The organism is Flavobacterium litorale (assembly GCF_019613795.1).
Classification (GTDB): domain Bacteria; phylum Bacteroidota; class Bacteroidia; order Flavobacteriales; family Flavobacteriaceae; genus Flavobacterium; species Flavobacterium litorale.
The window spans coordinates 421,293-436,596 of sequence record NZ_CP080429.1 but is presented as its reverse complement, the minus strand read 5'-3'; the positions used below and the strand labels follow the sequence as shown (position 1 = coordinate 436,596).

Genomic DNA, 15,304 nt, shown 5'->3' with positions numbered 1-15,304 from the left:
AAAAGTATTTTATTATCAATGCTATACCTACAAGGTCTTGGAGACCTTGTAGGGTTTTTATTTACGAAGTAAGCACTGTAAGGTAAAAGTTTCTTACATCAATGCTATACCTACAAGGTCTTGGAGACCTTGCAGGGTTTTTATTTACGAAGTAAGCACTGTAAGGTAAAAGTATTTTATCATCAATGTTATATACCTACAAGGTCTGCAAGACCTTGCAGGAGTTTTCAAATTATGAGAATACCTGCAAAAGCTTGGAAACCTTTGCGGGAAACAAATTAAAAATGAAAAAAATAGTTTATATACTACTTCTTATTTGTAGCACGGCCGTTGCCCAAATAGAGCGTGTAGAGCCACCGTTTTGGTGGAGTGGTATGCACAACCCCGAGCTACAAATACTATTGTACGGAGCAGATATAACACGGTACACCCCAACTTTATCGGATACGACTATTATAAAAGAGGTTTTTTTTACCGAGAACCCCAATTACATTTTTATAACTATAAACACCAAAAACCTTCCTGCTACCGATTTGGTTTTTACCTTTAAAGATAAACTGAATCAAAAACCAGCCTTTACACACACCTATTCGCTAAAACAACGCGATAGCAATTCGGCACAACGCGAAAGTTTCAACTCATCAGACTTGGTTTACCTCATAATGCCCGATCGTTTTGCAAACGGAAATCCCGATAATGATAGCAGTAACAAGGTTATCGAGAAAGCCAACAGAAACTTGCCTTCAGGACGTCATGGAGGTGATATAGCAGGGATTATCCAGCATTTGGATTATTTGGAAGAACTGGGTGTAACTGCACTTTGGAGCACACCATTCTGTGAGGATAACGATGCCAAAACATCGTATCACGGCTATGCACAGTCGGATGTGTATAAAATAGACCCGCGTTACGGTACTAATGAGGAGTACAAGCAACTGGCTGCCGAGATGAAAAAGCGAGGTATGAAACTTATTATGGATTATGTTACCAACCATTGGGGCGCACAACACCCGATGTACAAAGATTTACCTTTTTACGATTGGATACACCAGTTCCCGGGCTACTCGCAAAGCAATTACCGCATGACGACGCAGTTTGACCCTAACGCATCTAAAATAGATGCTAAAAACTGTATGGATGGCTGGTTTGTAAGCTCTATGCCCGATTTAAACCAAAGCGAACCATTGGTGCTAAACTACCTCATACAAAACGCCATTTGGTGGATAGAGTACGCGGATTTAGGTGGGCTTAGAGTCGATACCTATTCCTATAACGATAAAGAGGGCATAGCCAAATGGACAAAGGGAATTACGGATGAATATCCGAATTTTAATATAGTAGGCGAGGTATGGATGCACGACCAAGCCCAAATAGCCTATTGGCAAAAAGATAGTAAGATAGCAGCCATACAAAACTACAATAGCCACTTACCAAGCGTAATGGATTTTACCCTGCACGATGCTATTGGTAGCGTATTTAATGAAGATAACAGTACGTGGAACGATGGTATGATAAAAGTGTATGAGAATTTTGTGGATGACTTTTTATACCCAGACATCAACAATATTTTAGTTTTTATAGAAAACCACGATACGGCACGCTTTAACGAAATTTATAAGAATGATTTCGATAAATATAAAATGGCAATAACCTTAATAGCTACCATTCGGGGCATACCCCAACTATACTATGGTACCGAGATAGGTATGGCAGGCGATAAAGGCAAAGGTGATGCCGACATCCGTAGGGATTTCCCAGGAGGATGGGCAGGCGATACAAACAATGCCTTTACCAAAAAGGGGCGTACAGCCGAGCAGCAAAAATGGTTTGCATTTACCTCAAAACTATTCAATTGGCGAAAAAACAAAGCGGTAATCCATACAGGTAAAACAACCCACTATTTACCCGAAAATAACGTATACGTGTATTTCCGCCACAACACTACCGATGCCGTAATGGTACTACTAAATAACAGTACCCAACCCCAAACTGTGACTACTAGCCGTTTTGCCGAAAATTTAAAAGGCTATACAAAAGGCAAAAACATACTCAACAATAAAACCATACCAATAACTAACGCCATTAGTATTCCGCCAAAATCGGCAATAGTACTAGAACTCCAATAAATTATGAAAAAGATACTCAGCATATTACTCCTTTTTCTGGTTACAGTAGCTACGGCACAAAACAGTTCGCGAAAGCTACAGGGTACACAACGTTTTGAAAATCGGATAGCACTTACAACAAACGATGGTAGGTACATTATAAAACCGTATTCCGAAAATATTGTACAAACATCCTTTATACCCAATGGCGAGGAAATCGATAGAAATTCGCATGCTGTTGTTATGGAGCCACAGGAGGTAAAAACAAGTTATAAAGAGAGTAACGATAAAATAACTTATACCACAAAAGGCATAGAGATAGTTATTGATAAATCGCCTTTTAAAATTAGTTACTACTACAAAAACAAACTGTTACTTTCGGAAAAAGAAGGCTACATAAAAAAAGACACTACCGAATGTATCGGCTTTAGTATCGATAGTACAGAGGCTTTGTATGGCGGTGGCGCACGCGCTTTGGGCATGAACCGTAGAGGCAATCGTTTAGAGCTATACAACAAAGCCCATTATGGTTATGGCGAAAGGTCGGAGTTAATGAATTTTACCATGCCACTCGTAATGTCATCAAAAATATATGCGGTACATTTTGATAATGCCCCCATTGGTTGGCTCGACCTCGATAGTAAAAAGGATAATACTTTGGCGTACGAAACCATTAGCGGGCGCAAAGTGTACCAAGTAATTGCAGCCGATAATTGGTACGACCTTACACAACACTATACCACACTAACAGGAACACAACCCATGCCAGCCCGCTGGACGCTAGGTAATTTTGCCAGCCGATTTGGTTACCATTCCGAAAAAGAAGTACGGGAAGTAGTACGTAAATTCCGCAAAGAAAAAATACCGTTGGATGCCGTAGTACTCGATTTATACTGGTTTGGTAAAGAAATGAAAGGCACTATGGGTAACCTAGCGTTTGAAAGGGACAGTTTTCCTACCCCAGAGGGGATGATTGCCAATCTAAAAAGGCAAAATGTAAAAACAGTATTAATTACCGAGCCTTTTATACTAACAACAAGCAAACGTTGGGAAGAAGCCGTAACCAAAAATGTACTTGCTACCAATGCCAACGGCGAACCTTATACTTACGACTTTTATTTTGGTAACACAGGCATTATCGACTTATTTAAGCCCAATGCCCGTTGGTGGTTTTGGGGTATATACAAAGACTTAATTAAAAGAGGTATTGATGGTTGGTGGGGCGATTTGGGCGAACCCGAAGTACACCCATCGTACGTGCAGCATGCCTCAGGCAGTGCCGATGAAGTACACAACATTTACGGACACAATTGGGCAAACCTAATTACACAAGGCTATAAAAAAGATTATCCAGAGCAACGCCCGTTTATACTAATGCGTGCAGGCTACTCAGGTTCCCAACGCTACGGGATGATACCTTGGAGTGGCGATGTGGGCAGAAGTTGGGGCGGTTTACAATCGCAACCCGAAATAGCCCTACAAATGGGTATGCAAGGCATGGGCTATATGCACTCCGATTTAGGAGGTTTTGCAGGCGATAATGTAGATGATGAGTTGTACGTGCGTTGGCTGCAATACGGAGTATACCAACCCATATTTCGCCCGCATGCGCAAGAATCAGTTCCTTCCGAAGCGGTATTTAAAAAAACCGAAACAAAAGCCTTAGCAAAACAAGCTATAGCATTGCGTTACAAAATGCTACCCTACAACTACACGTTAGCGTTCCAAAACAGCCAAAGAGGCTACCCGTTAATGCGCCCTATATTTTTCGATGAATCGGATAATCCAGCACTGTACAACATTTCAGACGAATACCTATGGGGAGATAATATACTTGTAGCACCTGTTTTACAACAAGGCGCAACCCAGCGCGAAGTATATTTCCCTAAAGGGAACAACTGGTACGCCAATAATACAACCTATGAGGGCGGTACAACACAAACCGTAACGATTGAAGAAGGAAACATACCCCATTTTTACAGAGGTGGCGGTATGGTAGTACTAGCATCAGAAGCAATGCAATCTACCGAAGAGTACACAGGCGAAGCCCTAGAAGTACATTATTACGTGAACCCTGATGTAAAAATGAGCAGCAGTATTTTTTATGACGACGATGGTAAAACACCTGAGGCAGTTGCTAAAGGAAAGTACGAAATACTGCTTTTTGATGCCCGAATTAGAAGAGGCGAAGCCGTGATTGATATCGACTCTCAAAAAGGGAGTGAATATGAGTCCGTAACACGAAAATTAACCTTTTACATTCACGATGCAGGTACAACCAAAACAATACCCGTTGAAATTAAAAGTGGAGAATTTAAAACTATAGCATACAAGTTACAATAAATGAAAAAACTAATTATACCTGCGCTTACAGCACTTACACTACTATCGGGTTGTGCGCCTACTTATAAAACAAGTAAGGTAGCCCAAACCGATGCTGCACCTTTTGTATGGGAGGGTGCTAATATGTATTTTCTGTTAACTGATAGGTTTAATAACGGCGATACAACAAATGATGTTACTTTAGGCAGAACCAAAGAAACGGCAAAACTGCGCGGTTTTAAAGGAGGGGATATTCGGGGTATCATCCAAAAAATAGACGAAGGGTATTTTGATGCACTAGGCATAAATGCCATTTGGTTTACGCCAGTAGTAGAACAAATACACGATGCCACTAACGAGGGTACGGGTAACACCTATGCCTTTCATGGGTATTGGGCGAAAGATTGGACGGCACTAGACCCTAATTTTGGTACAAAAGATGACCTTGCTGAACTGGTTAAAAAAGCTCATAAACGAGGTATTCGTATTGTGTTGGATGGCGTAATAAACCATACAGGACCCGTAACTCCAAAAGATGCCGCTTGGGATGCAAACTGGGTACGCACCGAGCCACAATGCAAATACACCAATTACGAGAATACAACTGCGTGTACACTGGTAAAAAACTTACCCGATATACGTACCGAGAGTGACCAAACAGTACAACTCCCCACGGTATTAGTGAACAAATGGAAAAAAGAAGGGCGTTACGAGCAAGAAGTGCAAGAACTGGATGCTTTTTTTAAGCGTACAGGCTACCCACGCGCACCCAAATACTACATTATAAAATGGCTTACCGATTATATTGTTGATTATGGTGTAGATGGTTACCGAGCCGATACCGTAAAACACTTGGGCGAAGATGTATGGGCAACCTTTAGCGAAGAATGCGATTATGCCTTTGCACAATGGAAAAAGAACAACCCAGAAGAAGTGTTGGACGATAACGACTTTTTCACGCTAGGCGAAGTGTACAATTACAACATAACATCGGGGCAGTATTTTGATTTTGGCGATAAAAAAGTAAACTACTACGCACATGGTTTTGACGCCTTAATAAACTTCGGGATGAAATCGGATGCAGGTAAACCTAAGGAAGAAGTTTTTAGCAAATACAACCGCCTGCTTGAAAAAGAACTCATAGGTAGCACCGTGGTTAACTACGTATCATCGCATGACGATGGTAGCCCGTTCGATAAAAAACGAGAAAAAACATACCAATCAGCAGAAATGCTATTACTCTCACCTGGCATCTCGCAAGTGTATTATGGCGATGAGTCAGCCCGCCCGCTAGACATTCCAGGTACCGAAGGCGATGCTACTTTACGTTCATTCATGAACTGGGAGGATATCGCAACCCAAAAAGAAACCCAAGCCCTATTGCAACACTGGCAAAAGCTAGGGCAATTTAGGCGTAACCACCCCGCAGTAGGGGCAGGCAAACACCAAATGATTAGCGAATCGCCCTACGTTTTTGAGCGCGTCTTTAAAAAAGGCAACTATACCGATGTGGTACTTATAGGGCTGGATTTACCTATAGGCACTAAAAAAATTCACGTAGGCGGAACATTCCCCGAAGGCACAAAAGTACACGATGCCTATTCGGGCACTACCGCCAAAGTAAAAGGAGGAACGTTACAGTTTAAAACACCTTACAGCATCTTATTATTAGAAGAAATACAATACAACGATTAAATACTACCCATGAAGAAAACAATTTTACTTGCACTTACGCTTACCGCTTTTATAAGCTGCAAAGACGATAAAGCAACAGCAGCAGAGGAAGCTGATATAGCAGTAGAAACTGTTGAATTAGCACCTGTAAGCCCTGCAATGATGGAAAACAGTGTAATATACGAAGCTAATATCCGCCACTACTCGCCTGAGGGTACGTTGGACGCTTTTACCAAAGATATTCCGCAGCTAAAAAACTTAGGCGTAAAAGTAATTTGGGTAATGCCTATTTATCCGATTTCGATGAAAAATAGAAAAGCCAAAGGCGATTTATCGGTAGAGGACATTAAAGACCCAAAAGAGCGCGAAAAATATTTAGGGAGTTACTATGCCATATCCGACTATACAGCGGTAAACCCAGATATGGGTACTATAGAAGATTTTCAGGAACTTGTACAAACCGCACACGATAACGGGATGTATGTAATACTCGACTGGGTTGCCAACCATACAGGATGGGGCCACGAATGGATTACAGCGCACCCAGAATACTACTATAAAAATGCCGATGGTGAGGTTACCGACCCATTAAACCCAGAAACTGGCGAAAGCTGGGGCTGGACGGATGTAGCACATTTGGATTATACCAGTAAAGAACTCTACAACCCTATGACGGAGGAACTATTATATTGGGTAAAAGAGCAAAACATAGATGGGTTTCGTTGCGATGTTGCCGATAACGTACCTACCGAGTTTTGGGAATATGCCATTCCGAAACTTAAAGGAGTAAAGCCTGTATTTATGCTTGCCGAATCGGAGAAAAATTACCTGTTAAAAGATAACCTTTTCGATATGGGTTACGGTTGGGAAGCACACCATATTATGAATGATATTGCAAAAGGTAAAAAATCGGTTGCCGATTGGGATGCCTACATGGTTAAAAAAGATACTGTTTTTGAGGACGACGATATCCTGATGTATTTTACGTCTAACCACGACGAAAACTCATGGAACGGTACAGAATACGAAAGAATGGGCGATGCTGCCGAAACCTTTGCGGCACTTACGTATACACTACCAGGCATGCCCCTTATTTACACGGGACAAGAGTATGATTTAAACCGTAGATTAAAGTTTTTCGAGAAAGATGCTATCACTAAAGATAAAGGTAAAATGTACCCTGTTTATGAAAAACTAGGCGCATTAAAAAACAACAATACAGCATTAAACGGTGGTAAAAATGCAGCAAGTTACACGCGCATTAAAACATCAGCCGATTCGGAGATACTAGCCTTCCAACGCGAAAAAGAGGGTAGAACCATATGGTTTATTGCTAACCTTTCTGATGCATCAAAAACATTTACCCTACCTGTATCGGGTACATTTACCAATTACATGACGGGCGAGAAGGTAACCTTAACAACCAGCCAACAACACAAATTTAACGCGTGGCAGTATTACATACTCACACAATAATACAAATGGTAACTCTTGTGCTGTTGGGTGTGGGAGTTGTTTTTTAATTTTTTTGAACACAATTTTTAATTTAAATTTTTTATTATGATGAAAAGATTACTTTTAGTAGTAACCGTACTTATAGCAGGTACGTTTACATCATTTGCTCAATTTGATAATATTGGGCTATTAGGAGGTTCTACCGCTACAGGTTGGACTTCGGATACTGATATGATGACTACCGATGGTGTAATTTACACCCTTAATGACGTAGTGATTACAGTACCAGATGTTGACCCAGGTGTAAAGTTTAGAAAAGACGACGACTGGACAGAAAATTGGGGTGGCGACAATTTCCCTTCGGGTACTGCAACGCCTAACGGAGGCAACATACCTGCGGTAAACGGTACGTACAATGTTACTTTTAACCTAAGTACATTGGAGTATAGTTTTGAAAATGTAGCTGGTTTTGATGAAGTTCTTATTGAAATTGGCGATATGGATGTAACAATGGTTACTTTAGATGGTACGAATTATACTGCCGAAAATGTAATGTTAGAGGCAGGTAATCTAGCATTTATTATAGACGATACTAATATGGGATGGGGTAGTGCCGATTTTCCATCGGGTACAGCAGTAGAAGGGCAACAAATACCCGTTTTAGCAAACAGCTACAACATATCGTTTAACCTAGACACCAAAGCGTACAGTTTTGATTACGTTATGATAAGCATGATTGGGGATGGCGTTGTAGATTGGAATACTGATACACCAATGGAAACTACTGATGGTATTAACTATACCTACATGCTTACATCTTCTGGTGGGCCAGGTAAGTTCAGACTAAACAATGCTTGGAATCCAGGTTGGGGTGCTACTGATTTCCCAATGGGAATAGGCTCTACCGAAGGTGATGCACCAAACATTCCTATTGCTGCGGGTACATACAATGTTAGCTTTAACCGAATTACAGGAGCCTACAATTTTGATGATGTAACAGCCTCTGTAGCAGATTTTGGAAACAACAAACTAGTAGTGTACCCTAACCCATCAAATACCGTATGGAATTTTAGTGCAGGAAGCCTAATTATTGATGCTGTTGAAGTTATTGATGTTACAGGTAAAGTAGTTTACTCAAACACATTTAATACAGCCGAAATAACAATTGATGCTACTACACTTGCACCAGGAGTTTACTTTACAAAAGTATACTCGGGAGCTGCTGTAAAAACAATAAAAGTGGTTAAAAAATAATCACTATATACTTGCTATTTAGTAAAAGCACAAACCATTAGGTTTGTGCTTTTTTGTATTTAAAACCTATCTTTACCCAAAAATTTTACTATGGCAGCAATGCTAAAAATAGGGCATAGGGGCGCAAAAGGGCATGTTACCGAAAATACGTTAGCCTCTTTTAAAAAAGCATTAGCATTAGGGGCAAATGCCATTGAACTTGATGTACACGTATGTGCTACAGGAGAATTGGTAGTCTTTCATGATTTTACAGTAGACAGATTGACGAACCGTAGTGGAGAAGTACACCAAATGACGCTTACCGAATTAAAAGCACTCACCATTACAGGCGGGCATACCATACCAACGTTAGATGAGGTATTGCAGCTTTTACAAGGTAAATGCTTTATTAATATAGAAATGAAGGGGAGGCATACCGCAGTACCTCTAGCAAAACTATTAGCACATTATATAACCGAAAAAAAATACAGTTATACCCGTTTTATAGTATCCAGTTTTCAGTACAATGAGTTAGAGCAATTGCATGCTTTAAACCCTAATGTAGCTTTGGGTATACTAACCCAAGCCAGTATTGCACGGGCAATGGATTGGGCTTTGGAGTTTTCGGCGAAAGCCATACACCCACACTACTCATTACTTACCCAAACCAATGTAAAGCGAGCGCACGATGCAGGCTATAAAATTTATACTTGGACGGTAAACGAACCCGAAGATATAGCACGTGTACAATTGTATAACGTAGATGGTATAATATCTGATTATCCCGACCGATTATGAGTAAAAGTTTCGATGTTGTAATAGCAGGGGGTGGGGCAGCAGGTTTTTTTACTGCCATTAATATTGCCGAGGCAAACCCTAACGTAAAAATAGCCATACTGGAGCGTGGTAAGGAGGTACTCTCTAAAGTGCGCATTTCGGGTGGTGGGCGTTGCAACGTAACCCATGCTTGTTTTGTACCGAACGATTTGGTTACGTATTATCCGCGCGGCGAAAAAGAACTACGAGGACCTTTTAATAAATTCTGCACAGGCGATACTATTGATTGGTTTGAGCAGCATGGTGTAACTTTAAAAATTGAGGACGATGGGCGAATGTTTCCCATTACGGATAGCTCCCAAACCATTATCGATTGTTTTTTAGAAGCAACCCAAAAGCTAGGCATACAAGTACTTACAAGCCAAAGCATACAATCTGTATACAAAGCAGCATCGCATTGGAAAATAACTACCCAAAACGAAAACTACCTTTGCGAAGATTTGGTAATGACTACAGGGAGTAACCCGAAAATTTGGCAAATGTTACAGGGTTTAGGGCATAGTATAGTGCCACCCGTACCGTCGTTATTTACCTTTAATATTAAAGATGCTCGGATTAAAAACCTTATGGGTGTTTCGGCACTCGCATCGGTAAAAGTAAAAAATACCAAGCTCGAAGCATCAGGACCTTTACTAATAACCCACTGGGGTATGAGTGGTCCGGGAATACTGCGCCTGTCGGCATGGGGAGCACGTGAATTGGCTGCTAAAAACTACCAATTTACCCTAAAAGTTAACTGGCTTAACGATGTTTTGTTTAACGACTGCTTAGATGTTTTAAAAAGCTTAAAACACGAACAAGCTAAAAAACAAATAGCTAAAAAATCGCCTTTTAATTTTCCAAATCGTTTGTGGGAGAGCCTCGTATTGGCTTCGGGTATAGATGCTGCTACACGTTGGGCAGATGCCACGGCAAAACAACTTAATGCATTGGCAAATCAGCTTGTAAATGCCGAATTTAATGTAAATGGTAAGAGTACCTTTAAAGAAGAATTTGTTACTGCGGGAGGCATAGAACTCAAAGAAATTAATTTTAAAACGATGCAGAGTAAAATGCTTGATAACCTGTACTTTGCAGGTGAAATAATGAATGTTGATGCCATTACAGGGGGCTTTAATTTCCAAAATGCATGGACAAGCGGTTACCTAGCTGCCCAAACAATTCTTAATAAAAAATAGGTGTAGCAACGCAACTATTTTACAATTGTATCATCTATAGGGTGAACTAAAACATTAAAATGCATTATGAAAAAGACAATTTTATTATTGGGGCTATCCCTTTTTATGGGCGCATGCTCTGATGACGATGCTGCCCCGTTAGCAAATCAACCCGACAACAATGTGCTACTTTTAAAGGTAGACATGCAAACCAACACTTTTGAAGGTGGGAAAGAACTTACCTTTGATGATTACGACAATTTTACAATTGCAACAAGTTACATCGAGCCAGGCGATTTTGGCGACATAGTTTTAAAGTACGAGGAGGCTAATGCTCCTATTTTTGAAGGAACTATTGTTTGGAATGGCTCAGGCGAAATGACGTACCCTGAAGCACTTAACGCAACCAATACTTTTGCAACTGTAACTACACCAACCCCTATGCCTGTAGCAACCGATATCGAATTGGTACAATATAGTGATTTTAATAACTATCCTGAACTAATAAATTATACTGCTATTTGGGATGCTGTTGCTAATTTACAGTTGGTAAAAGAGTACCGTGCTGCAAACCCTACGGCTAAAGTAAATTTATTTTTATACACCCCAAGTGCAGGTGCAGGTAACCCTGTGGATTGGGATTGGTTTGTTATCCTTAAAAATTAAGTTATTTTGTTTATACAATTAAGAAGCTCCTCTACAGGAGCTTTTTTAATTGTATCTATATCGTAAAAGTATATTTTTTTAATGCGCAGGTAGGTAAAATAGTTAGGCAACTGTTTTACAGGTACAGCATCTAATAAATATACTAATTCAAAAAGTTACGCCATGAAAAGTATACTCCTATTACTACTTTATGTTTTGTACCTCTATTGCAAAGATTTTGCAACAAAAATTAAAAAAATACTACCCGTAAAATCCAGTTAAAGCTACCTTATATTTAGTTTAGCCACCATATAGCAGCGTTTAAAACACCTGCAAACGTTACCCATGCTAGGTAGGGTATAAACAAGTAACCTGCTATTTTATTTACCTTTTTAAAAAGGTAGTAGGTTTCGTATATCATTAGCCAAAGCAATACAAGCTCTATAAGTGCTAGTAACGGATTGTGCAACCCAAAAAACAGGTACGACCACAGTGCATTTAACCCCAATTGTATAGCAAAAAAAGTAAGCCCCTTTTTAACAAGCTCCTTTTGGTAATCTATACGTGCCCATACCAAGCCTGCTGCCACACCCATAAATACATACAGCATGCCCCATACGGGCGCAAACAGCCAATTGGGCGGGTTAAAAAAAGGTTTCTCAATAGTAGTGTACCATGTAGTAACACTCTCGCGGGTTACCTCGCCCGATAGGTAACCTACCGCCAAGCAGGTAACCACCATTATAACTATTTTTAAAATTTTTGGCATGCGTTAGTTTTTTCCCAAAATTAACAAACAAAAATGGTATCTATCTACAAAAAACTATATTTGCATAAATTTTTAAGATATGCTTTCCGAAAAGGATTTTATCCCTAAAGGGTATACGCATACTGCCAATGAGGGTAGTTTTAAGTGGAGTGCACCTAGTAACATAGCATTAGTAAAATACTGGGGAAAAAAGGAAAACCAAATTCCTGCCAACCCCTCCATAAGTTTTACGCTTAATAACTGTAAAACCATTACAACGCTCGATTTCCAGAAGAAAGATAACGATACGCAATTTTCATTCGATTTATTTTTTGAAGGCCAACCCAAAGAAAGTTTCCGACCTAAAATCGAAAAATTCTTTCAGCGTATAGCAGCTTACTTGCCTTTCCTATCAGATTATCATTTTACCATCCATACCGAAAATACATTTCCGCACAGTTCGGGTATAGCATCATCAGCATCGGGTATGGCAGCACTTGCCATGAACCTTATGAGTGTAGAGCGTTTGCTAAATCCTGATATGACGGACGATTATTTTTATAAGAAAGCATCGTTTTTAGCCCGATTGGGCAGTGGTAGTGCCTGCCGAAGTGTAAAAGGTAGCATAGTAGTTTGGGGCGAACATGAGCAGACGGAGCATAGTGCCGATTTGTTTGGTGTTCCGTTACTAGATGCTGTACACCCTATATTCGAAAACTATCAGGATACTATTTTGTTGGTAGATAAAGGCGAAAAACAAGTATCTAGCACTGTTGGGCATAACCTTATGCACGGGCATCCGTACGCAACACAACGCTTTGCACAGGCGCACCATAATTTATCTAAAGTAAAAGAGGCTTTGCGCAATGGTAATACGGAGCTGTTTATAAATGTAGTAGAAAGCGAAGCATTAACGCTACATGCTATGATGATGACGTCCATGCCGTATTTTATATTAATGAAGCCCAATACGCTACAAATAATAAATAAAATATGGGAGTTTAGGGCAGCTACAGGCATACCCGTATGCTTTACGCTAGATGCTGGTGCAAACGTGCATGTGCTTTATCCTGAAAGAGATAGTGTGAAAATTTTGGAATTTATTAAGAATGAATTAGTTGCATACTGCCAAAACAGTCAGTACCTTTGTGATATACTAGGTAAAGGAGCAGTACAGTATTAATTTTAGTATGTATTGTTTTTTAATTACCTTTAATAAAAATTAGCCTCGATGAAAGGACCTTTGTTTTACTCAAAAATACTACTCTTCGGAGAGTACGGAATTATTAAAGATTCTAAAGGGTTATCTATACCCTACAATTTTTATAATGGTGCATTAAAGCAAGATGGCAATACATCTGAGGAGGCATTACAATCTAACGCAAACCTAAAGCGTTTTGTAGATTACCTAGAAACATTACAAACAGAAAATCCTGATTTAGTACAGTTTGATATTGATACGTTAAACCAACACGTTGCCGATGGTATGTATTTCGATTCTACCATTCCGCAGGGTTATGGTGTGGGGAGTAGTGGTGCATTGGTTGCTGCTATATACGATGAGTATGCTAAAGATAAAATAACGGTACTAGAAAACTTAACGCGCGAAAAACTACTAGCACTTAAAACAATATTTGCGCAAATGGAATCGTTTTTCCATGGCAAAAGTTCAGGGCTCGATCCTTTAAACAGTTACCTAAGCATCCCGATACTTATTAACTCTAAAGATAACATAGAGGCTACAGGCATACCCAGCCAAATAGCCGATGGTAAAGGCGCTGTGTTTTTATTAGATTCGGGTATTGTAGGCGAAACCGCCCCAATGGTATCCATTTTTATGGAAAACCTAAAAGAGCAAGGGTTCCGCGATATGCTTAAAAAACAATTTGTAAAATATACCGATGCTTGTGTAGAAAACTTTTTACACGGCGACTTTAAATCGTTATTTGCCAATACCAAAAAACTATCTAAAGTTGTACTTAACAACTTTAAACCCATGATACCAGAGCAGTTTCATGAGCTTTGGCAAAAAGGTATTGAAACGAACGATTACTACCTTAAGCTTTGTGGCTCGGGTGGTGGAGGCTACATACTGGGCTTTACCGAAGATATAGACAAAGCGAAAAAAGCATTAAAAGGGCATAAGCTAGAAGTAGTTTATCAGTTTTAATCATTTTTTACATCCCTTTTTATGGCATCAAGGAAAACAAAATTAATCCTGATGAAAATTCTTAGCCTCTTCTCTGTAGTACGAGGCTATAATATTCCTGTAATTGCTTTGGCGCAATACCTATCGGCTGTATTTATATTGGATAAGGAGCGCAGAGCGTTGGATATACTACTGGATGTAGATTTGTTTATTATTGTATTGGCATCGTCCCTAACCATAGCTTCGGGGTACATTATTAATAATTTTTACGATGCTAAGAAAGACCTTATTAACCGCCCCAAAAAATCGATGTTGGATAGGTTGGTAAGCCAGCAAACCAAACTATATGTTTATTTTACGCTCAACGCACTAGTAACATTACTCGCATTTATAGTATCGTGGCGTGCAGTGGTGTTTTTTGCGGTTTACATCTTCCTAATATGGTTTTATTCGCACAAACTAAAACGATATCCCGTTATAGGCAACCTTACCGCTGCCTTTTTAGCCATATTGCCTTTTTTTGCCATACTCATGTATTTTAAAAATTTTTACGAGGTAATTTTTGCCCATGCTACTTTTTTATACTTATTAATACTTACGCGCGAGTTAATAAAAGACTTGCAAAATGTTACGGGCGACCTTGCCAATAACTATCGTACTATACCCGTAATGTTTGGCGAAAAAACATCTAAAAAAATAATAACCTTACTTACCTTTCTTACGCTTATACCCGTGTACCTACTTATTGATGTTTACGATGTAGGTTATATGGATATTTACTTTTATATAGGTATGATTGTAATTATGTACTTTCTGTTACAACTCTGGAAAGCCGAGAGCCCAAAACAGTACCTGCAACTCCACAACATCCTTAAACTCCTTATTGTGGCAGGCGTGTTTTGTATTATACTTATAGAGCCTTCGGTATTAGTACACGGCAGGAAGCTATTGTCTGGTATTTAATAGTATCTTTGCAAAA

12 protein-coding genes are annotated in these 15,304 nt (G+C 39.6%); 11 read left to right on the top strand and 1 reads right to left on the bottom strand.

All coding sequences use genetic code 11. From position 1 onward, the window contains the following. Positions 1–284 precede the first annotated feature (284 nt). From K1I41_RS01940 to K1I41_RS01905, 8 genes are all read left to right on the top strand, one after another. Positions 285–2,126: a glycoside hydrolase family 13 protein gene (locus K1I41_RS01940; protein WP_220641003.1), complete on the top strand. Its 1,842-nt coding sequence runs from the start codon at positions 285–287 to the stop codon at positions 2,124–2,126. Between the two features lie 3 nt (positions 2,127–2,129). After that, positions 2,130–4,448, top strand: coding sequence for a glycoside hydrolase family 31 protein (locus K1I41_RS01935; protein ID WP_220641002.1), 2,319 nt, complete (start codon positions 2,130–2,132; stop codon positions 4,446–4,448). Continuing rightward, positions 4,449–6,122 carry an alpha-amylase family glycosyl hydrolase gene (locus K1I41_RS01930; protein ID WP_220641001.1) on the top strand — a complete coding sequence of 558 codons (1,674 nt, stop codon included), beginning with the start codon at positions 4,449–4,451 and terminating at the stop codon, positions 6,120–6,122. Positions 6,123–6,131: 9 nt separating this feature from the next. Further along, positions 6,132–7,577: an alpha-amylase family glycosyl hydrolase gene (locus K1I41_RS01925; RefSeq protein WP_220641000.1), complete on the top strand. Its 1,446-nt coding sequence runs from the start codon at positions 6,132–6,134 to the stop codon at positions 7,575–7,577. 84 nt (positions 7,578–7,661) lie between these two features. Beyond that, the gene (locus K1I41_RS01920) at positions 7,662–8,810 is read left to right on the top strand and encodes a T9SS type A sorting domain-containing protein (RefSeq protein WP_220640999.1); all 1,149 of its coding nucleotides are present in this window, start codon (positions 7,662–7,664) and stop codon (positions 8,808–8,810) included. 90 nt (positions 8,811–8,900) lie between these two features. Next, the gene (locus K1I41_RS01915) at positions 8,901–9,587 is read left to right on the top strand and encodes a glycerophosphodiester phosphodiesterase (RefSeq protein WP_220640998.1); all 687 of its coding nucleotides are present in this window, start codon (positions 8,901–8,903) and stop codon (positions 9,585–9,587) included. Then, positions 9,584–10,804: a BaiN/RdsA family NAD(P)/FAD-dependent oxidoreductase gene (locus tag K1I41_RS01910; RefSeq protein ID WP_220640997.1), complete on the top strand. Its 1,221-nt coding sequence runs from the start codon at positions 9,584–9,586 to the stop codon at positions 10,802–10,804. The genes K1I41_RS01915 and K1I41_RS01910 overlap by 4 nt, the downstream gene beginning before the upstream one ends. Positions 10,805–10,870: 66 nt before the next feature. Then, the gene (locus tag K1I41_RS01905; RefSeq protein WP_220640996.1) at positions 10,871–11,449 is read left to right on the top strand and encodes a hypothetical protein; all 579 of its coding nucleotides are present in this window, start codon (positions 10,871–10,873) and stop codon (positions 11,447–11,449) included. A gap of 274 nt (positions 11,450–11,723) precedes the next feature. Here K1I41_RS01905 and K1I41_RS01900 read toward each other — a convergent pair whose 3' ends face one another. Further along, positions 11,724–12,197: a TspO/MBR family protein gene (locus tag K1I41_RS01900; RefSeq protein WP_220640995.1), complete on the bottom strand. Its 474-nt coding sequence runs from the start codon at positions 12,195–12,197 to the stop codon at positions 11,724–11,726. A gap of 79 nt (positions 12,198–12,276) precedes the next feature. Between K1I41_RS01900 and K1I41_RS01895 the strand changes: the two genes are divergently transcribed. From K1I41_RS01895 to K1I41_RS01885, 3 genes are read left to right on the top strand one after another with little or no spacing between them, the layout of a single operon-like run. Next, positions 12,277–13,359 carry a diphosphomevalonate decarboxylase gene (locus K1I41_RS01895; protein WP_220640994.1) on the top strand — a complete coding sequence of 361 codons (1,083 nt, stop codon included), beginning with the start codon at positions 12,277–12,279 and terminating at the stop codon, positions 13,357–13,359. A 48-nt stretch (positions 13,360–13,407) separates the two neighbouring features. Continuing rightward, the gene (locus K1I41_RS01890; RefSeq protein WP_220640993.1) at positions 13,408–14,346 is read left to right on the top strand and encodes a mevalonate kinase family protein; all 939 of its coding nucleotides are present in this window, start codon (positions 13,408–13,410) and stop codon (positions 14,344–14,346) included. A gap of 21 nt (positions 14,347–14,367) precedes the next feature. Next, positions 14,368–15,288, top strand: coding sequence for a geranylgeranylglycerol-phosphate geranylgeranyltransferase (locus tag K1I41_RS01885; RefSeq protein WP_220640992.1), 921 nt, complete (start codon positions 14,368–14,370; stop codon positions 15,286–15,288). Positions 15,289–15,304 lie beyond the last annotated feature (16 nt).